Source organism: Paenarthrobacter aurescens, assembly GCF_041549525.1.
Taxonomy (GTDB): Bacteria; Actinomycetota; Actinomycetes; order Actinomycetales; family Micrococcaceae; genus Arthrobacter; species Arthrobacter aurescens.
This window is the reverse complement of the sequence record NZ_CP157456.1, coordinates 3,435,700-3,455,360: the sequence shown is the minus strand read 5'-3', so window position 1 is coordinate 3,455,360 and position 19,661 is coordinate 3,435,700. Positions and strand designations below refer to the sequence as shown.

The window sequence follows — 19,661 nt, the reverse complement described above, 5'->3', positions numbered from 1 at the left end:
CCGGATCTCACCCTGATTGCCATCAGGGGATCCAGAGTTGGCGGCGAAGGGCGGGCGCTGCCCGTTGAGAGGAAACCCATGCGCATCTTGGTCGCAAACGTCAACACCACCCAGTCCATGACGGACTCCATCGCAGCCCAAGCCCGCGCGGCGGCTGCCCCCGGCACTGAAATCATTGGCATCACTCCGCGGTTCGGTGCCGACTCCTGTGAAGGCAACTTTGAAAGCTACCTTGCTGCCATCGCGGTCATGGATGCGGTGGTGAACTATCCGGAACCGTTCGACGCCGTGATCCAAGCCGGTTATGGCGAACACGGGCGTGAAGGCCTTCAGGAACTCCTGGACGTCCCGGTAGTTGACATCACCGAGGCGGCAGCCAGCACCGCCATGTTCCTGGGCCACAAGTATTCGGTGGTCACCACCCTGGACCGCGCGGTTCCGCTGATCGAGGACCGCCTCAAACTTGCGGGCCTGGACGCCCGCTGTGCCTCGGTGCGGGCCAGCGGCATGGCGGTGCTGGAACTTGAGGAATACCCGGAGCGTGCCGTTGAAACGATCGTGAGCCAGGCCGAACAGGCGGTTCACCAGGACAAGGCTGAGGTCATCGTGCTGGGTTGCGGTGGCATGGCCGGGCTGGATGAGCAGATCCGCCAGCGCACCGGCGTCCCCGTGGTGGACGGTGTGGCGGCGGCGGTCACCATTGCCGAATCCTTGGTCCGCCTTGGATTGTCCACGTCCAAGGTCAGGACATATGCCACACCGCGTCCGAAGACTGTCATAGGCTGGCCGATAAGTTCAGCCCAAGCCACAGCAGCCCCGGCGGTCCAGCCGGCTGACGCCGCACGCTGAAGCGAGCCAAACGCACTTCCTTGAAAGGCAACCACATGACTGACTCCAGCCCTCCCGCGCACCCGAGGGTCGCCGTCGTGACCGGGGCTGGTTCCGGTATTGGCCGGGCCGTTGCCCGGATGATGCTCGCGGACGGTTACCGCGTTGCCTTGGCCGGCCGCCGTGAGGCGCAGCTGCTGGAAACTGCGGGCGATCACCCGGACGCGCTGGCGGTTCCGTGCGATGTTACCGAGCCCGACGACGTCGCCCGCCTTTTCGGGGAGGTTCGCCAACGCTGGGGTCGGGTTGATGTGCTGTTCAACAACGCCGGCATCTTCGGCCCGGCCGGGGACGTGGGCGAGATCAGCGTGGACGAGTGGGAAGCGACCCTTCGGGTGAACGTCACCGGTTCCATGCTGTGTGCGGCGGAGGCTGTGCGGACTATGAAAGCCCAGGCGCCTCAGGGTGGCCGCATCATCAACAACGGCTCCATTTCGGCGCATTCGCCCAGGCCCAGGTCCGTGGCCTATACAGTCACCAAGCATGCAATGACGGGCTTGACCAAGAGCATCGAGCTGGATGGCCGGAAGTTTGGGATCACGTGCGGGCAGATCGATATTGGCAATACCCGCACCGAGATCATGGACACCATCGGCGTCGGATCCGGGGCGCTGCAGGCTGACGGCAGCCGCAAGGTAGAGCCCATGTTCCCCGTGGATGACGCTGCGCGTGCCGTGCTGATGATGGCCAACATGCCGGCGTCGGCCAGTGTTGGTTCACTGGTGGTGACGGCGGCGGGCATGCCGTTCGTGGGCCGCGGCTAGCGAGTTTTTGTACACATAACGCCCTTAAAACGGCCCTTTCGGGGCATTTGCTGTACAAAAACTCCGGGCTGAAGCGTTTGCTCTGTGGATAACTCTCCGACGCCTCTGTCGTTATGACTGAATGGGGCATGCGTCCGTTATCTTCTCTTCCTCCCGCACTCTCTGACCGCGCCTTTACCTTGGCTGAAGCTGAAGAACTCGGCGTTGCCACCAAGAGGCTGCGGGCCTCGGACCTGCTGGTGCCCAGCAGGGGACTCCGCCTGCCGCGGCGAGTGCAGACGCTGCTGGAGGTTGCCCGGCCACATCTTGACCTTCAGCAGGGTGATTTCCTGAGCCATATCAGCGCCGCGGAGGTGCTCGGGCTGCCGCTGCCTGCCTGGGCGCAGTTCAAGCCCGACGACGGCGGCCCGGTGACCGCCGTCGTCGAGCCTATTCCTTGGGGGCCCAAAAGCGGACCCCACTTCAGGGAGCCGGGGCGATTCATCCATCTATCTCGGCCAAGGAACGGATCGCTGCCTCGGCGCAGGGGAGTGGCCGGACATCGCCTAACCATAAGGGATGGTGATCTCACAGACCTGGAGGGCGCTGTCCTCACGTCTGTTGCGCGGACATGGGTGGATCTGGCCTCGATGCTGCCATTGGACGATCTGGTTGTTGTGGGCGATGCCATTGTCAGCGAACACGAACGCTCGTTCGGGCCTCCTCGGGTTCCCATGGTTTCTTTGCCGGAGCTGCAACTCTTCGTTGAGAAGGCCAACGGTATCCATGGCGTCCGCAAGGCCCGCGTTGCGTTGGACCTCCTGCGTGTTGGCGTTGATTCTCCTCCTGAAACGAAGCTGCGTTTGATGCTGGAAGATGCCGGAATGCCTGTCTTCGTCCCTAACTGCAGGGTTGACGATGCCCTTGGCAGGCCGGTGTGGACTGATCTCGGGTGCCCGGAGTATCGGACCTGCCTTGAATACGAGGGTCTTCATCACCTTTCTCCAGAGCAGCAAGCGCTGGATGCTTACCGGGATCAACGCGTGTCAGAGGCCGGCTGGCGTCAGGTCAAGATCAACAAGGTGGACATGAAGCACGGGAGGAAGTGGGTGGTGGCCCGCGTGGTTCAAGCCCTCCGCAAGCAGGGTTGGCGGCCGTGAGTTTTTGTACAGATCCGGCCCTCATGAGTCGCCCATGGGGGCGTTATCTGTACAAAAAACCAAATGTGACTTCCGTATTGTGGAAACTGAATTTCCCCTTGCGGAATGGTGTGAGCAGGCTTACATTTGAAAAACCCCACAAAATGTGAGGCTGTTCACAACTGATTGGTTCAGAACAATGAAGATCCCAGACTCCGCGGCGCTGAAGGCGAGTTCGGCCCCGCAGAAGAAAAAGCGGCTGTACCAGTCGCTCTTTTTTCAAATCCTGATCGCCGTCGTCGCAGGTGTACTCATCGGCCATTTTTGGCCGACCATTGGGTCCGCCCTCCGGCCACTGGGCGATGGATTCATTCAACTCATCAAGATGATCATCGCTCCGCTGATTTTCCTCGTGATTGTCACGGGCATCTCGGCAGTGGGCGACGTCAAGGCGGTCGGAAGGGTCGGGGTCAAAGCGCTCCTGTACTTCACCGGCGCCACTCTTTTCGCCCTCGTCTTCGGGCTCATCGTCGGAAATATCGTTCAGCCTGGTGCTGGCCTTAATATCGACCCCGCTACGCTTTCCCAGGACGCGCTCAATGCCAAGACCGGCAATGCGCCTCCCAAGGACGCCGCAGCATTCATCCTGGATGTCATTCCAGTTAGCGTGATCGGTGCTTTTGCCAACAACAGCCTGCTTCAGGTGCTGTTTTTCTCAGTCTTCTTCGGTGCCGCCATAGTTGTCATTGGCCGCGAACGGTGCCTGCCGGTCATCAGCCTCATGGAAACCGTGCTGGAACTGATCTTCAAGATCATGTCCTGGATCATGAAGGTTGCTCCCATTGGCGCGTTCGGCGCCATGGCTTTCATCATCGGCCAGTACGGACTTGGCACATTGAGTACCTACGCGCTCCTGATAGCCGCCTGCTACGGCGCAGCGATCATCTTCATCGGCCTGCTGTTCCTGGTGGCTTGGGGCTTCGCCCGGGTTCCGCTGTGGTCCTTCCTTAAGTACACGCGGGAAGAGTTCCTGCTGGCACTGGGCACGGCTTCCACGGAAGCGGTGATGCCGCGCATCATGACCAAGCTGACCAACGCCGGCTGCTCCCGAGCCACCACCGGGCTGGTTGTTCCCACCGGTTATTCCTTCAACCTGGATGGCGCTGCGATCTACCTTTCCATTTCGCTGCTGTTCCTGGCGCAGGCCTTCGGCCACAACCTTGACCTCGGCCAGCAGCTGGCCGCCCTGGGTGTGCTGCTCCTGACGTCCAAGGGCATGGCCGGCGTTCCGGGCTCGTCCTTCCTGGCGCTGTCAGCAACAGCCGCCGCTTTGGGCATCTTCCCGGTGGCCGGCGTCGCACTCCTCCTTGGCGCCGACCGCCTCATGGACTCCATGCGCGTAGTGGTGAACCTGTTGGGCAACTGCGTGGCGACGTTCGTGGTGGCCAAGTGGGAGGGCCAGTTCGACCGCAGCGTCATGCTCCGGGCTTTCAACGGCGAGATCACCAACCACGATTCCGCCATCATGCTCGGCAAGGAAGAAGTCTTTGAGGAGCAGGAACTCGAACGCATCAGCGGTGGCCAGGAGCCTTCACCGAAGTTCCGGGGCGGCCCGGCAGCCGAGGACATCCCTCAGTTTGAAATGAGCAAGCGAGGCCAACCGTCCACACCGATTTGCCCGGACTAGCCGGATAGTTTTTGTACAGCTAATGCCCTTAAGACGTCGTCTTAGGGGCATTAGCTGTACAAAAACTCTTTAGAGGGGGAGCAGGTCCGAGAGGTCCGCGCGCAAACCGGATGCCGTTAGCTTGTGCTCGGAAACCGCGTCCGCCCAGGAAATCCTGCCGGTCACCAACGAAAGCCAAGTGGCGGCGTCGCACTCGATCACATTCGGGGGAGTCCCGCGCGTGTGGCGCGGCCCCTCCACGCACTGCGTCACACCGAACGGCGGCACCCGGACTTCCACGGAGTTGCCAGGTGCGCGGGCGGTGACTTCCTCCAGGGAGTAGCGCACCGCCGTCGCAATCAAAGAGCGCGACGGCGGTGGCCCGGCAGGGCCGCCCGGCTCACCATCGGAAGGCTCGACGGCGGCCTGCCAGGCTGCCAGCGCGGCGCGGCCTTCCTCAACATTGACGCGGCGACGTGCAACAGCCATGGGTATTTCTCCTCAGAAGTACTAGTCCAGCAGGGCGGAGACGGCGTGGCCCAGCCTGATCTTGCCAACCTCGTGGCCGCCGCCGAGGACGGGTTCCACTACTCGCTCAAGGACGTTCGAAACTGCCGGGATGTCCACGGCGCCACTCACGGCCAGGAGGGTGAGCCCCACCAGGGATGTGGCCCGCAGGTTCCCGTCCAGCATTTTCACGGCCACGGTTGCGCCGGTGGGAGTGGCCAGGACCAGGACGCCCTCAGCCCCGATTTTGGCCAGGACATCCAGTTCTTCCATGACGATGGTGTTGGATTCACCCTTGCCTTGGACGGCCCAGGGATAGTCCAGCATGGAGGTGGCAATGGTGGCGGCACGGGCGTTGGAGGATTTGTCGCCGGGGGACTTGGCCAGGCGGGAGTAAGCGCGGGCGAGGCCGGTCAGTGAGATGGCGGCAACAGGTGCGCCGCAACCGTCTATGCCCAGGTGGGAGATGGGTTCGCCGCTGTATTCCTCAATGACCGAGCGAACACGCTGCTGGAGCGGGTGATTGGGCTCAAGGTAGCTGCGCAGATCCCAGCCGTTTTCAGTGCAGGCCCACAGGAATGCTGCGTGTTTGCCGGAGCAATTGAAAGCCAGCCTGGATTGGCCGCGCTCGGAGCGGACCAGCCAGTTGCGGGCCGTCTCGTCCTGGGGCCAGGCGGTGGGGCACTGAAGGTTTTCTTCCTTCACGCCCGCGGCTTTGAGCATCCCCTCCACAATGTCCATGTGGTCCAGGGACCCTGTGTGGCTGCCGCAGGCAACAGCAACCTGGGCGCCACGCAGGGGCACGCCGGACTGCATGGAGGCCAGGGCCTGGAAAGGTTTGAGGGTGGAGCGGGCCAGGATGGGAGCATCAATGTCACCAAGACGGGTGACCACCGAGCCGTCACCGGCAAGAACCACTGCCGCGCCGATGTGCCGGGACTCAATAAAGCCACTTCGTTCGATCACTGCCAGTTCCACCGCGGACTCAACGTTGAACGTTTCATGCGAACTTATGGGCATACAGCCAAGTCTAGGGGCGCGCGGGGTCCGGTGAATGACACAGCTTAGGCGGCTCGCCCTTCACAAAGTACCCTTGAAGACTGTGAAGGTACTCGTCATTGGCCCAGGCGGCCGCGAACACGCCATTGTCCGCTCTCTGCTTGAAGATCCCAACGTTTCCGAGGTCCACGCGGCCCCGGGCAACGCCGGCATCAGCAAACTCGTTCCCACCCACGCGATTGACGGGAACAACCCGGAAGCCGTGTCCGCCCTCGCCACCAAGCTGGGCGTGGACCTGGTTGTTGTAGGACCCGAGGCGCCACTGGCTGCCGGTGTGTCCGACGCCATCCGCGAGGCAGGCATTCCGGTGTTCGGTCCCAGCAAGGAAGCAGCCCAGCTGGAGGCTTCCAAGGCATTCGCCAAGCAGATCATGGCCGAAGCGAACGTTCCCACGGCCATGGCCCGCGTTGCCACCAACGCCGAGGAAGCTGCCGACGCTCTTGATACGTTCGGCGCTCCGTACGTTGTAAAGGACGATGGCCTGGCCGCAGGCAAGGGCGTTGTGGTCACCAGGGACCGCGCGGAGGCATTGGCGCACGCACAGGCCTGCTTCGACGCCGGTGGAACCGTGGTGATCGAGGAATTCCTTGACGGCCCCGAAGTTTCGCTGTTCGTCCTTTGTGATGGCCGCACTACTGTTCCGTTGTCCCCGGCGCAGGACTTCAAGCGCATTTTCGACAATGATGAAGGCCCCAACACCGGTGGCATGGGCGCGTACACCCCGCTTGAATGGGCTCCCGAGGGCCTGGTTCAGGAAGTCATTGACCGCGTGGCCCAGCCGGTGGTGGATGAGATGGCCCGCCGCGGCACTCCCTTCATTGGTGTGCTGTACTGCGGCCTCGCCCTGACATCCCGCGGCACCCGCGTCATCGAATTCAACGTCCGCTTCGGCGACCCCGAGACCCAGGCTGTCCTGGCACGCCTGAAGACCCCGCTCGGTGCGCTGCTGCTGGCAGCTGCCAAGGGCGAACTGGACACCGCAGAAGAGCTGCGCTGGTCCAAGGACACGGCAGTCGCCGTCGTCGTGGCTGCAGAAAACTACCCGGACTCACCCCGCACCGGTGACCGCATCCGCGGCCTGAAGAAGGTCGACGAGCTGGACGGTGTCCACGTGGTCCACGCCGGCACCAAGCTGGACGACGAAGGCAAGGTGGTCTCCGCTGGTGGCCGCGTCCTCGCGGTGGTCGCGCTCGGTTCTGATCTGGTAGAGGCCCGCGAAAAAGCGTACGACGGCGTGGAGCTGGTTCAGCTTGAGGGCTCACAGTTCCGTACGGACATTGGTGGCAAAGCCGCCCGAGGCGAAATCCGCGTGCCGCACACGGCCACCGGAACCATCCCGAAAGTGCAGGCCTGAGCATGACTGATTTCCTTCCGGAGGGCGGCTTCGAAACGGAGACGCTGGACCTCCCGGGCTGGACGCACGTCTATTCCGGCAAGGTCCGTGACCTTTACATCCCGGCGGACGACGCCATCACCGAAAAGATCGGCCAGGAATGTGTGCTGGTCGTAGCCAGCGACCGCATCAGCGCCTACGATCACGTGCTGAGCAGCGAAATCCCGGACAAAGGCCGCGTCCTGACGCAGCTGAGCCTGTGGTGGTTCGATCAGTTGGACGTTGAGCACCACGTGCTCGCGTCCACGGTTGAGGGCGGCGTTCCTGCTGCTGTTGAGGGCCGGGCCATGATCTGCAAGAAGCTGGACATGTTCCCGGTGGAGTGCATCGCCCGCGGCTACCTCACCGGCTCAGGCCTGGTGGAGTACAAGGAACACGGCACGGTCTGCGAGATCCCGCTGCCCCAAGGCCTGGTGGACGGTTCACGCCTGGACAAGGCACTGTTTACGCCCTCGGCCAAGGCCGAGGTGGGCGAGCACGATGTCAACATCACCTACGACGACGTTGTGGCCATGGTGGGCGACGACATCGCAGCCCGCCTGAGCGAACTGACGTTGAAGATCTACACCCGCGCCGAGGAGATCGCCCGCGAACGCGGCATTATCCTGGCCGACACCAAGGTGGAGTTCGGCATCGATGCAGCCACTGGCGTAATCACCCTGGGCGATGAGGTCCTCACCCCGGATTCTTCACGCTTCTGGGACGCGTCCACGTACGCGCCGGGTCAGTCACAGCCCTCATATGACAAGCAGTATGTCCGTGACTGGCTGACCTCCGCCGAGTCCGGCTGGGACAAGTCCTCGGACACCCCGCCGCCGGCACTGCCCGCCGAGGTTGTGGAGCGCACTCGTGCCCGCTACGTCGAGGCATACGAAAAACTGACGGGCCGCACCTTCGCCTAGCCCATAACGCAAACTGCCCCGGACCGCACTGGTCCGGGGCAGTTTGGTGTCTGGGGCTTAGGCTTCCGAGTGTTCCTTCGCTGCGCGACGCTCGGCCAGGCGGATCTCCAGTACTGCGTCCATGGCCTGCTGAACCCTGTCCGAGGCTCCTGCTGCACTGAAGTCATGCTGGGCCTCTTCAAGGAATTGGAGTGCCTCCGTGGCTTCCCCGGCAGCTTTCAAGGACTTGCCCAGCAACAGGGACACTTCGCCGGCGGTGTGACGGGCCAGCACCTTGCGGTCTGCGTAGATCTCGCGGAGTTTCTCCACGGCTGCAGGGATGTCCCCGGTGAGGTACAGCCAGCGGGCGCGGATGAAGGCGACCTCCAGCTGGTCTGTCTTGTTGCCGCCCACAATGGACAGCGCGAGTTCAGCACGCTCAATGGCGGACAGGGTCTCCGGCTCCACAATCCCGGAGGACAGCCGAACCGCCGCCGAGGCCTTGTTAAAACGGGCCCAAAGTTCAATGTCGTTGGCGGGGGAGAGGAGGCTGGCCGCGCGCTCGTGGTGTTTGATGCCCTCCACATAGTCGTGGCGCATGAAGGCCACGTTGCCCACAACCCAGGCCACTTCGCCAGCCAGTTGCGACATTGAGTGCTCATCCATGTGCTCGATCATGGCCAGGCAGTACTCCCAGGCCTCGTCCAGCTTGCCGCTCTCGGCAAGGGCACCGATCAGCGCGCGGTGCGCGCCGATGATGAGCGTGGAACCCTTGGGCAGTTGTTCGCTGAGCTTTACGGCTTGCTTTGCATGCTCGACGGCGGTGGCCAGCTGACCTTGTCCGTGACACACCGCGGCAAGCATCTGCCAGGCGCGCACTCCCAGGCCGGCGGATTCAGTGGCCATGGGGTGTTCCAGGAGATGCTCAACAATCTGCTGGCATTCCTTGAGTTGGCCTTGCTTCATCACGCACTCGGCCTGCATGTACGTCATGTTCCACCAGGCGCTGTTGTTCTTGGCCTCAAGGGCGATCTGCGCTGCGGTGGCTGCGTGGCTGGCGGCAAGTTGGTAGTCGCGAAGATCCCAGGCTTGCCGGGCATACAGGCCGGCCAGGACGTACTCGGCATCGCTCACGGAAACGGGTTGGCTCCACGCTTCAAGTGCTTTTGGCGCCAGCTCCAGCCGGCGCGCGAGTTCCTCAATGACTTCGGCCGTGGGCTCGCGGCGGCCGGTCTCGAGCAGCGAAATATAGCTCGGTGAGTACAGGTTTTTGCCGAGCTCTGCCTGCGTCAACCCACGTTCGAGCCGTTCGGCACGTAGCTTCTCGCCGAATCCGTTTCCCACGGGTCCCTCCTACAGGTGTCTTTTGACCAAAACCTTGACAGTCTCTGTGGAAAACATTTTACAATGTATGTCAACAGGGACCGTGCAATTTCCGTAACGAATCCGACTCGCATTGGGGTACATCATCATGTTCAAGAAAATCATTGCTTCAGTGGCCGTGGCGGGCGCACTGACGCTCGCGGTTGCCGCTCCCGGTGTAGTCTCTGCTGCTCCCGCGGCAGATTCCAACACAGTAAGCGCCATTGGTAACTGGCCGGACCCCATGCGGTCCACCACAACGACGCCCAAGAAGGACAAGTCCGAAACGACGGTCACCACAATGTCCATCGGCAACTGGCCTGACCCTATGTAAAACAATTGTAGTAAAAGAAACCCCGGAGCGTGACGAGCGATGCTCCGGGGTTTCTTTGTGTCTGGTTTGGTAAGTCACTGAAAGCCTAGTGATAAGCGGCAGGCACGCCAAGCGCCGGGATGGTACATGTGCATAACTGCGGGCGCGGTGAGCTGCTTAAAGCAAAAATGGCGCCGATTTCTCGACGCCATTTTCGTGTTTGGTCGGGATGACAGGATTTGAACCTGCGACCTCTTCGTCCCGAACGAAGCGCGCTACCAAGCTGCGCTACATCCCGATCCGCTGCGAAAGCAACTGTTCAAGAATAGCCGAAACGTCCCGTGATGCGAAATCGAGGCGCAGGTGTGGCTGCTCACAGTTGACGGCCAAAAGGAAGCTATACCAGCGAGTCCCGCCACGCCCCGTGCAACTGGGCAAAGCGACCGCCACCACTGATCAACTCTGCCGGCGTTCCGTCTTCCACAATTCGTCCGTCATGGACCACCAGAACCCTGTCGGCCGTCTCCACGGTGGAGAGCCGGTGGGCAATGATGATCGCCGTCCTGGCGCCCCTGCCACCAGCCACCCCCTCCAACAGGTTGGACAGTCCCTGCTGCACCATGCGTTCAGAGGGGATGTCCAAGGAGGACGTTGCCTCGTCCAGTATCAGCACAGCCGGGGCGGCCAGGAAGGCGCGGGCGAAACCGATGAGTTGGCGTTGACCGGATGAGACCCGGCCGCCGCGCTTGTTGACGTCCGTGTCGTAACCTTCGGGGAGGCTCATGATGAACTCGTGGGCTCCCACTGCTGCGGCGGCGGCCTCGATTTCGGCCCGCGAAGCCTCGGGTCTGCCGAGGGAAATGTTGTCCGCCACGGAGCCGCTGAAGAGGAAGGCTTCCTGCGTCACCATCACCACGGCGCGCCGGAGGTCCGTGGTGGAGAGGTCCCTCAGGTCGATGCCATCCAAGGTGATGGCCCCGGAGGTGACGTCGTAGAAGCGCGCCACCAGCTTGGCCAATGTCGATTTTCCGGCACCTGTCTGGCCCACCAAGGCAATGGTTTGCCCTGCTGGAATGTGCAGGTCCAGCGTGGGAACCACAAGGGCGCCGTCGTTGTAACCGAACTCCACGCCCTTGAAATCAATCTCTCCGCGGGAACTCTTCAGCGCCACGGGGTTCTTTGGCGGGCGGACCGTGGGTACTTCTTCGAGGAGGCCGGACACCTTTTCCAGTGCAGCCTGGGCGCTCTGGAAGGAGTTGTAGAACATGGCCATCTGGTCCACTGGCTGGAAGAAGCGCTTGGTGGACAGGATGAGCGCCAGCAGAACGCCAACAGCCAGGTCTCCGCTCAACACCCTGAAGCCGCCAAAGAGCAGGACCACGGCCACGCACACGTTGCCGATCAGCACCAGGCCCGGCTGGAAGATGCCGTTCAAGTTGATGGAGCGGACAGTGTTCTTGCGGTAATCCTCGGCCAGCTCGCCGTATCGGGAGGCGTTCTCGCGCTCTTTGCGGAATGCTTTCACTGCACGGATACCGGTCATGGTTTCCACAAAGTGGACGATCAGCCGGGCGGACACCACGCGGGACTCACGGAAGGCGATTTGTGAATGCTTCTGGTACCAACGGGCAAGGAAGAACATGGGGACGCCTGCGGCGAGGACGATCAAACCGCTGCGCCAGTCCAAAGCGAAAACGGTCACAGCAGTGAACACCATGAACAGCATCCCGGACGCGAGGGAACTCACGCCCGAGTCCAACAGCTCGCGCAACGCTTCCAGATCAGATGTTTGCCGGGCAATGATGCGTCCGGACGTGTACTTCTCGTGGAATTCCAGGCTCAACCGCTGGGTGTGCCGGAAGACGCGCAGGCGCAGATCCAGCAGCATGGCCTGGCTGAGCCGGGCAGTGGATGTCACGTACAGCGCAGTCATTCCAGCCGTAGCAATCGCAGCCGCCAGGTAGAGGGAACCTGCCAGCACCAAAGGCCCGTTGTCGCCGGCCTGCAGTGCGGGAAGAGCGTTGTCTATTCCGAAGGCGATCAGTGCAGGCCCGGCAACCCGGGTGAGCTGCGAGATCACCACCATCACAATGGTCAGCCAGAAACGCAACCGCACCGGACGGATGAGTGAGGCAAGCAAGGTGAGCGACCGGCGTCGTACGGCTTTGCTGTCTGCTTTGCTGAGGAGCGTGTTGTCCTCGTTGGCGGTTCCAAATGTTGCGGCACTCACCGGCGGGCCTCCTCAGCTTCTTCGAGCTCGTCCAGTTCGGTGTCCAGGTCCTTGGGACCGGCGTCCAGGCTGGCGATGACGTAGCGGTAATGATCGTTTTCGGCCAACAGTTCCGTATGGGTCCCGACGGCGGTGATGGTTCCGTTTTGGAGCAATGCCACCCGGTCCGCCAAAGCCACAGTGGACGGGCGGTGCGCAACGATCAGCGTGGTGGTCTCGCGCAGGACCTCGCGCAGACGGGCTTCCACGCGTTCCTCCGTATTGACGTCCAGGGCGGACAGGGGATCGTCGAGGATCAGAACCTTGGGCTTCGCGGCGATGGCACGGGCCAACGCGATGCGTTGCCGCTGACCACCGGACAGGCTCAAACCTTCCTCGCCGATCAACGTGTCCACGCCGTCCGGCAACGAGTACGCGAACTGTGCTTGGGCAACGTCCAAGGCCTCGTCCAGGGCGGCATCCGTGGGATCGGGGGCTCCCAGAAGGACGTTGTCCCGCACGGAACTGGAGAACAGGGTAGTGTCCTCGAACGCCACGGCAACGATCTTCCGGAGTTCGTCAATGTCATAGTCACGGACATCCACGCCGTCAATGGTCACCGCGCCGGACGTGACGTCATACAGGCGGGGGACCAGTTGGAGCAGCGCGCTCTTGCCGCTGCCCGTGATGCCTACCAGAGCCATGGTCTCACCGGGGCGGATGTCCAAGGTGACATCGTGGAGGAGGGTGCCGCCGTCGTCGAAACCGAAAGCTGCGTGCTCAAAGCGCAAGGCGCCCCTCACTGTTTCCGGAACCACCGGATGGTCAGGTGAGGTGATGGTGTTCTCCGTGTCCATCACCTCAAAGTGGCGGTCCAAGGCCGTCTTGGCAGTCAGTGCCATGGCCAGGAGCATGCCGGAAAATTCCACTGGTGTGGCCACCACAGCAGCTGTTGCGAAGAAAGCCACCAAAGCGCCGATGCTGAGTTGTCCGCTCGCAGCAAGCATGATGCCCACCACCAGCCCCACGCCCAGCGCGAGCTCCGGCAGCAGCGTCACCACCAGCGTGAAGCCAGCTTGCTGCTTGGCCTTGGCGATCTCCGTCTGGCGCAGTTCCTCTGCCTGGCCGTTGAAGTTCTCCAGCGCTTCGCGGCTCCGACCAAAAGCCTTCAGGACGCGGATGCCGTGGACGGATTCCTCCACGGTGGTGGCGAGATCCCCGGCTTGGTCCTGGCTGAGGCGGGTGACCAAGCTGAAGCGGCGGCGGAAACGGAAGGAGTTGATCATGATCGGCACGGCCGCTGCCAGGAAGATCAGCGCCAGTTGCCAGCTCATGGAGAACATCACGCCGACGCCGATGATCACCGTCAGCGTGGTGACCACCAACATGATTGCGCCGAACGCCATCCAGCGGCGCAGGAAGCTCAGGTCCGTCATGGCGCGGGACAGCAGCTGGCCGGAACCCCAGCGATCATGGAAAGCCACCGTGAGCTGCTGCAGGTGGCCGTACAGGGTCACGCGCATACGGGTCTCAACCGTGGTGGCCGGATTGATCACGAACTGCCGGCGCAAGGCCACCAATCCCGCCTCGGCAATACCCAAGGCAAGAATCACGACGGCGGCAATCCAGACGGCGTCCGTGGAACCGCCTGGCTGCAGCGAGTTGTTGACCAAGACACGCAACACCTGCGGGATGGTCAGCGCGACAATGCTGGCCAGCAGGGCGCAGATCAGGCCCATGAATAGTCGGGGGAGGATGGGCCGCACATGAGGGTACAGGCGGCCGACGGAGGTAAAGAAAGACGTTTGCTTGGACATGCCCGCTTCTCAACAGCTGGATCTTCAGATGGTGCGGAGGTAGTTTCCCGTAGCAACTACCCTATGCCATGGCGTGATTCGTTTCACAGGACAACGCAACGCCGGTGAAATGTTTGACCCAGTTATTGAGAAACGTAATGATCCCCGTCTCTTTCGATCGAGCGGCTCTAGCTGCGCGGCGTGAGCGTCAGCAGCACTGCTTCCGGGCGGCAGGCGATGCGGACCGGCGCGAAGCGGGAGGTGCCGATGCCGCCTGAGACGTTCACCGGCGTCGTGAAGCTATCGCTTTCCCAATCGTGGAGGCCCTTGGCACGCCAATTGGGGAGGTCGCAGTTGGAGACGAGCGCACCGAAACCAGGGACGCAGATTTGGCCGCCGTGGGTGTGACCGGCAAGGATCAGATCCGCTCCGGCCTCAGTGAAGTGGTCCAGCACGCGCTGATACGGGGCGTGAATGACAGCTACCTTCAGATGCGGGCGGGCGTCCTGATTAACGGTGCCGCGTGGCCAACCGGCGTAGCGTTCACGGCCCAGGTGCGGATCATCAACCCCGGAGAAGTCGAACCGCAAACCGTTCAGCACCACTGACTGGGCTCGGTTGGTGAGGTCTATCCAGCCGCCCATGCCGAACGCCGAGCGGAGCTTCGGCCAATCCAAGGCAATGGGGTCGGTGCGCATCCGGGAAGGGCCACGGAAGTAGCCAACCGGGTTCTTGATCCGGGGAGCGTAGTAGTCGTTGGAACCCGGAACAAAAACACCCGGGAATTCCAGCAGGGGCCGCAGAGCCTGGATCAGGGGATCAACGGCCTTGGTGTGGCTGAGGTTATCGCCGGTGTTGACCACGAGGTCAGGCTTGAGATCGGCCAGCGATTGCAGCCACTGCGTCTTCTTGTCCTGACCGGGGACGAAGTGGATATCGCTCAGGTGCAGGACACGGAGCGGCCTGGAGCCCTCCGGGAGAATGGGCAGGGTTTCGTGACGGACCTCGAACTGGTCCTTCTCCCACCACCCGTAAGCGGCGGCCGCTGTGCCTGCTGCTGCTCCGAAGGCAGCAGTGACGGCGAAACCGCGCCCGACAGTGCGGACGCGGTTTGCCAATGAATCACTAAACGTCATGGTCAGTTCTTGTTGCCGTTGCCGTTGTTACCGTTCCCGTTGTTGCCGTTTCCTGTGGACGGTGCAGGATTGGCCGGGGGGTTACTGGACGGCGTGTTGTTGCGCTGCGGGGCGGGAGCCGTGCCGAGCAGGTTCGACGGCGGCTGCTGGAAGGGGTTGGTGCCATAAGCAGGAGCCACAGCCAGCATGTAGTTGGTGAACTGCGGGCCGGCGATCATGTAACCGTCGATGGCTTTGTAGAACTGGCCATTAACTGTGAGGTTACGACCCGGGCGAAGCTGATCACCCAAAGGGTCACCGAACCAAGAGGCCGTTGCCAAACCGCTGGTGTAGCCGACAACCCAGGTGGAGCCGTTGGAGTCGTTAGTACCGGTCTTGGCCGCCACCGGGAAGTTCTTGGAGTTAAGGGCCGGGCGGATCAGGGAGCCGGAACCTTCGTCCAGCACCTTGCCCATGGCGTAAGCAACACCGCGGGCGACTTCGGGCTTAACCGCATCCTTACAGCTGGAGGACTGCGCCGGAAGATCGGCCCCGGACTGGTCCTTGACGGACGTTATAGCGATGGGCTCGCAGTACTTGCCGTCAGCGGCGAAGGTTGCGAAGGCCGAGGCCATGGTCAGGGGTGCGGTCTGCGTTGCACCGATCAGGTTGGACAAACGGGTCATCTGAACCTGAGGGTTCGGGTCCGTAATCTTGCCGGTTTCATCACGGGCGGGAAGGCCGCCGTGGATTCCGGTTGCATCCACTATCTTTTGGATTCCACAAAGGTCTACTTGGGCTGCCGAGGCGAACGTGGCCGTGTTGATCGAGTTCTTTAGGCCGTACAGCACCGTCATGTTCCGGTAGTAGCCATCGTCCGAGTTCTGCAGGTCGAAGCTTCCCTGAACGTTAGCGTCGTAGAAACCGTCAGTTGGCGTGGGACAAGTGTTCTTCCAAGGGAAGTTCACCCCGTATTTACGAACGGCCGCATTGACGTTTTGGTTCATCGACTTCCCCTCCTCCAGCCACTGGGCGAACGTGAAGGGCTTCATGGTTGAACCGGGCTGGAAGCCGCCGATGCCGTTGAGGTCGTTTCCTTCGGCATCCAGGACGTCCACGTTGAAGTTCTGCGTCTGATCGAATTTGCCCTCTTGAGGCAGCCACACAGTGTTTTGGGCCATGCTCACGATCTGGCCTGTACCTGGCTGGACGGAGACGATCGAGGCGCCCCACTTGTCCGGGTTGGCGCCAGCTGTTGCATCAACCTGCTGCTGGGCCACGTTCTGCGCTGTGGGATCAAGGGTGGTCTGGATGGTGAGGCCGCCACGCTGGACGCGCTTGATGCGCTCTTCCTGGGTGTCGCCGTATGCAGGATTGTTGAAGAGCAGGTGGAGCACATAGTCACAGAAGTACGGAGCCATGGTGGCGTAAGCGCAGCCCTGGCGTGCGGGGGTGACCTGCGTGGTGACGGGGGTAGCAACCGCTTCTTCGTACTGTGCCTGGGTGATCTTGCCCTGGTTGACCATGGAGGCGAGCACCAGGTCTCGTCGGACCTTGGAGCTGTCAGGGTTGGCAATGGGATCGAAGGCCGAAGGGCTGTTCACCAGGCCGGCCAAGAGCGCCGCCTGCGGAAGAGTCAGGTCCTTGGCGGTGGTGCTGAAGAAGAACTTCGAGGCAGCTTCAATGCCGTAAGCGTCGCGGTTGAAGAACACGATGTTGAGGTAGCCCTCAAGGATCTGCTCCTTGGAGAACTTCTTCTCCAGGGCGATCGCAAGCTTCATTTCGCGGAGTTTGTCGCCAACGCCCTTGCCGCCGCCGTTGAGCTTGACGTCCTCTTCCCTGTCAGCTGCTACGAGGGATTCGTTGATGACGTTGTTCACGTACTGCTGGGTGATGGTGGACGCGCCCTGCTTGTTGCCGCGGGCGGTGGCCACGAGTGCTCGCATGATGCCGGTGGTGTCAATGCCGCCGTGCTCATAAAAACGGCTGTCCTCAATAGCAATGACAGCGTCCTTGATGAACGGGCTCATTTGATCCAGCGGAACCTTGGTCCGGTTCTCTGCGTAGATCGAGGCGATCGGCGTACCGTCCTTCGCCAGGATGGTGGTGTTCTGGCTGGGCGGATCCACCTGAAGTTCTGCCGGCAGAGTGTCAAAGAACTGAATTGAACCACTGGCGGCACTGCCCGATACGGCGGCTGCGGGGACCAGAAGGCCCGCCACGAGGACGCCACAAATCGCGCTCACACCAAGGAAGCCTAAAATCTTTCCGAGGGTGGTGGCAGTGTCGAATAGTGGGTTCTTGCGAGTCACCATGTTTTCCACTTTACCGGCAAGGGCTAGGCTTTCTGTCATGACCAAATGGGAGTACGCCACGATTCCGCTCATTATTCACGCTACGAAGCAGATCCTGGACCAGTGGGGCGAGGACGGCTGGGAGCTCGTCCAGGTCGTCGGTGGACCCGATGGCAAAGGCCTTGTTGCATACCTGAAGAGGGAGAAGCAGTAATCATGACAACCCCCGCAGAAACCACAGCTGCCGCGGAATCCGGAGCCCCCACGTCTGCTGTTGAGCAGCGTCTGGCGGAGCTCGGATTGACCCTCCCGGAGGTAGCCGCTCCGGTGGCTGACTACGTCCCGGCAATCGTCTCCGGCAACTACGTCTACACCTCCGGGCAGCTGCCATTTATTAACGGCAAACTCGAAGCTACGGGCAAGGTTTCCCTCGGCGAGTTGGCCGCGTCCGACGAGCCCACCGTCGACCCGGAAGACGCCAAGCGTTACGCGGCCATCTGCGCCATCAACGCTTTGGCTGCCGTCAAGAGCGTCATTGGCGATCTTGACCGCGTTACCCGGATCGTCAAGGTTGTGGGTTTCGTGTCCTCCGAGGCCACGTTCACCGGTCAGCCCGGCGTGATCAACGGTGCCTCCGAACTCCTCGGACAAGTATTCGGCGACGCCGGCAAGCACGCACGCTCCGCCGTCGGCGTTTCTGTCCTGCCGCTCGACTCTCCTGTTGAAGTCGAGCTCATCGCTGAATTCAGCTAAGGACCCGGTTCACTCAATTGCCGCAGATTGCCCGCCGCCTGTTTGTACTGCCCCCGGAACTCGAAGGGGCAGCACGGAACTGGCTTGAGCTTGGCGAGCGGACCCCCAGGGCCGCCCGCTACGCTTCCTCCGTTGTGTTGTTGCGCGATTCGCCCACCGGCTTGGAAACCTGGCTTGGATACAGGCCAGGGTCCTCGCCGTTGGGCGTTGTGGCGTTCCCGGGTGGTTCCTTGGACCCATCCGACGACGACCCCGTAGGTTGGTTGGGCCCCACGCCGCAGCATTGGGCTGAGCAGATGGGAACGGACGACGTCGGCCTCGCCCGCCGTCACGTGGTGGGCGCCATCCGCGAACTCTTCGAAGAAACGGGTGTCCTCCTCGCGGGCCCCGACGCTTCTTCCACTGTTGAGGCCAACTCCACCGTCGACTGGATGCGAGCCCGCGAAGCCGTGGCAGCCCAGGAGAAGTCCTTCACGGAGATGCTCAGCAAGCGAGGCCTGTCCCTCCGCACGGATCTTTTGAAGCCTCTGGTGAACTGGCTCAGCCCGGACTTTGCGCACGCCCGTTTCAACACCCGCTACTTCGCCGCCACAGTCCCGGTGAACCAGCAACCGAGCATCCTGGGCAGCAAGGGGGTGTGGGGCCGCTGGGTTACCGCGGCCGAAGCCATCGCGCTCCGGGACACCTCAGCACTCGGGGACGAGATAGGCCAGGAAAACACTGTGGGCCTCAAGCTCGGACAGCTTCTGGTGCCGGGCTCGGAGATCATGCTCGAAAAGATGGCTAACGCCAACGGTTGCATCGCCTACCTGAGCTACAAGCGCAAAGCCCACGTGTACCAAGCGAAATTGGTGGACGAGGGCGGAATCCTGATGCTTGAGGTCGAAGCCGCCCGCACCGTAGCCGGGGAACCCCAGCGCGAACGCTGACCCCGCTCCCTCTCTCACGTCCCGGGGGTTTATGCCGGTTCCTCTCTCACGTCCCGGGGGCTAAAGCCGGTCCCTCTATCACTTCCCGGGAAACGTCAGACCGAGTCAGCCAAGTAATCGATTGCCAGTTTGTAGCCCAACACACCCGCGCCCACAATGATCGCGTTGCATACTCCGGACAGGTACGAATGGTGGCGGAACTCTTCCCGCTGGTGCACGTTGGTGATGTGGACCTCGACGGCGGGCAGCTGCACAGCCGCCAGGGCGTCACGGAGCGCCACGGACGTATGAGTGTATGCGCCGGCGTTGATCACAATTCCGACGGCGGTGCCTCGCGCTGCGTGGATGGCGTCCAGGAGGTCGCCCTCATGGTTGGACTGTACGCAGTCAACAGTGAAGCCGTGGGCGGCGGCCGCGCTCATGGCCAGTTGCTCTACGTCAGCCAGAGTGGACGTGCCGTACTTCTCTGGTTCACGGGTGCCCAAAAGGTTCAGATTGGGGCCATTGATCACAAGGATGGTGCCGCGGCCGGTTTCGGTGGCGGAAGTAGCGTCAGTCATGGCTCCCAATCTATAGCGGTGCAGGAGCGTCCGGGAATTGCGCCCACAAAGTGA

18 protein-coding genes and 1 tRNA gene are annotated in these 19,661 nt (G+C 62.1%); 10 read left to right on the top strand and 9 right to left on the bottom strand.

Annotated elements, in window-relative coordinates:
- The first annotated feature begins 78 nt into the window (after positions 1-78).
- The 4 genes from ABI796_RS15985 (at position 79) to ABI796_RS15970 (ending at position 4,457) form a co-directional block, all read left to right on the top strand.
- Entirely contained in the window at positions 79-849 is a 771-nt protein-coding gene (locus ABI796_RS15985) for an aspartate/glutamate racemase family protein (RefSeq protein WP_141281066.1), read from the top strand.
- A 35-nt stretch (positions 850-884) separates the two neighbouring features.
- Complete coding sequence (locus ABI796_RS15980) at positions 885-1,652, top strand: SDR family oxidoreductase (RefSeq protein ID WP_141281068.1); 768 nt, start codon at positions 885-887, stop codon at positions 1,650-1,652.
- A 113-nt stretch (positions 1,653-1,765) separates the two neighbouring features.
- On the top strand, positions 1,766-2,791 hold the full coding sequence (locus ABI796_RS15975; RefSeq protein ID WP_246095649.1) for an endonuclease domain-containing protein: 1,026 nt from the start codon (positions 1,766-1,768) through the stop codon (positions 2,789-2,791).
- 178 nt (positions 2,792-2,969) lie between these two features.
- Complete coding sequence (locus tag ABI796_RS15970) at positions 2,970-4,457, top strand: cation:dicarboxylate symporter family transporter (RefSeq protein ID WP_141281070.1); 1,488 nt, start codon at positions 2,970-2,972, stop codon at positions 4,455-4,457.
- A gap of 69 nt (positions 4,458-4,526) precedes the next feature.
- Here ABI796_RS15970 and ABI796_RS15965 read toward each other — a convergent pair whose 3' ends face one another.
- Together ABI796_RS15965 and ABI796_RS15960 are read right to left on the bottom strand one after the other, a co-directional pair.
- Positions 4,527-4,925, bottom strand: a complete 399-nt coding sequence (locus ABI796_RS15965) for a sterol carrier family protein (RefSeq protein ID WP_141281072.1) — start codon at positions 4,923-4,925, stop codon at positions 4,527-4,529.
- Positions 4,926-4,946: 21 nt separating this feature from the next.
- Entirely contained in the window at positions 4,947-5,963 is a 1,017-nt protein-coding gene (locus tag ABI796_RS15960; RefSeq protein WP_141281074.1) for an asparaginase, read from the bottom strand.
- An 82-nt stretch (positions 5,964-6,045) separates the two neighbouring features.
- On the opposite strand from ABI796_RS15960, the gene purD reads away from it, so the two are divergent.
- Together purD and ABI796_RS15950 are read left to right on the top strand one after the other, a co-directional pair.
- Positions 6,046-7,356, top strand: a complete 1,311-nt coding sequence (gene purD, locus ABI796_RS15955) for a phosphoribosylamine--glycine ligase (RefSeq protein WP_141281479.1) — start codon at positions 6,046-6,048, stop codon at positions 7,354-7,356.
- Between the two features lie 2 nt (positions 7,357-7,358).
- Positions 7,359-8,297, top strand: coding sequence for a phosphoribosylaminoimidazolesuccinocarboxamide synthase (locus tag ABI796_RS15950; protein ID WP_141281076.1), 939 nt, complete (start codon positions 7,359-7,361; stop codon positions 8,295-8,297).
- 57 nt (positions 8,298-8,354) lie between these two features.
- On the opposite strand, the gene ABI796_RS15945 is transcribed toward ABI796_RS15950, so the two are convergent.
- Positions 8,355-9,620 (bottom strand): helix-turn-helix transcriptional regulator, encoded by a 1,266-nt coding sequence (locus tag ABI796_RS15945; RefSeq protein ID WP_303409143.1) that lies wholly within the window; start codon positions 9,618-9,620, stop codon positions 8,355-8,357.
- A 127-nt stretch (positions 9,621-9,747) separates the two neighbouring features.
- Here ABI796_RS15945 and ABI796_RS15940 point away from each other — a divergent pair, with 127 nt between their 5' ends.
- Positions 9,748-9,972: a hypothetical protein gene (locus ABI796_RS15940; RefSeq protein WP_141281080.1), complete on the top strand. Its 225-nt coding sequence runs from the start codon at positions 9,748-9,750 to the stop codon at positions 9,970-9,972.
- Positions 9,973-10,172: 200 nt separating this feature from the next.
- Here the strand turns inward: ABI796_RS15940 and ABI796_RS15935 are convergent.
- From ABI796_RS15935 to ABI796_RS15915, 5 genes are all read right to left on the bottom strand, one after another.
- Positions 10,173-10,249 (bottom strand) — tRNA-Pro (locus ABI796_RS15935).
- 99 nt (positions 10,250-10,348) lie between these two features.
- The gene (locus tag ABI796_RS15930) at positions 10,349-12,181 is read right to left on the bottom strand and encodes an ABC transporter ATP-binding protein (protein WP_141281082.1); all 1,833 of its coding nucleotides are present in this window, start codon (positions 12,179-12,181) and stop codon (positions 10,349-10,351) included.
- Complete coding sequence (locus ABI796_RS15925; RefSeq protein WP_141281084.1) at positions 12,178-13,977, bottom strand: ABC transporter ATP-binding protein; 1,800 nt, start codon at positions 13,975-13,977, stop codon at positions 12,178-12,180. Before ABI796_RS15925 ends, ABI796_RS15930 begins: the two co-directional genes overlap by 4 nt.
- Before the next feature lie 167 nt (positions 13,978-14,144).
- On the bottom strand, positions 14,145-15,092 hold the full coding sequence (locus tag ABI796_RS15920; protein ID WP_141281086.1) for a metallophosphoesterase: 948 nt from the start codon (positions 15,090-15,092) through the stop codon (positions 14,145-14,147).
- A gap of 2 nt (positions 15,093-15,094) precedes the next feature.
- Positions 15,095-17,386 (bottom strand): transglycosylase domain-containing protein, encoded by a 2,292-nt coding sequence (locus tag ABI796_RS15915; protein WP_303542502.1) that lies wholly within the window; start codon positions 17,384-17,386, stop codon positions 15,095-15,097.
- A gap of 37 nt (positions 17,387-17,423) precedes the next feature.
- On the opposite strand from ABI796_RS15915, the gene ABI796_RS15910 reads away from it, so the two are divergent.
- From ABI796_RS15910 to ABI796_RS15900, 3 genes are read left to right on the top strand one after another with little or no spacing between them, the layout of a single operon-like run.
- Positions 17,424-17,579 carry a DUF4177 domain-containing protein gene (locus tag ABI796_RS15910; RefSeq protein ID WP_011775990.1) on the top strand — a complete coding sequence of 52 codons (156 nt, stop codon included), beginning with the start codon at positions 17,424-17,426 and terminating at the stop codon, positions 17,577-17,579.
- Positions 17,580-17,581: 2 nt separating this feature from the next.
- A complete protein-coding gene (locus tag ABI796_RS15905; protein ID WP_141281090.1) occupies positions 17,582-18,118 on the top strand; it encodes a RidA family protein in 537 nt (178 codons plus the stop codon).
- 17 nt (positions 18,119-18,135) lie between these two features.
- Entirely contained in the window at positions 18,136-19,047 is a 912-nt protein-coding gene (locus ABI796_RS15900; RefSeq protein WP_141281092.1) for an NUDIX hydrolase, read from the top strand.
- Positions 19,048-19,142: 95 nt separating this feature from the next.
- Here the strand turns inward: ABI796_RS15900 and aroQ are convergent, their stop codons facing one another.
- Positions 19,143-19,607: a type II 3-dehydroquinate dehydratase gene (gene aroQ / locus ABI796_RS15895; RefSeq protein WP_141281094.1), complete on the bottom strand. Its 465-nt coding sequence runs from the start codon at positions 19,605-19,607 to the stop codon at positions 19,143-19,145.
- Positions 19,608-19,661 lie beyond the last annotated feature (54 nt).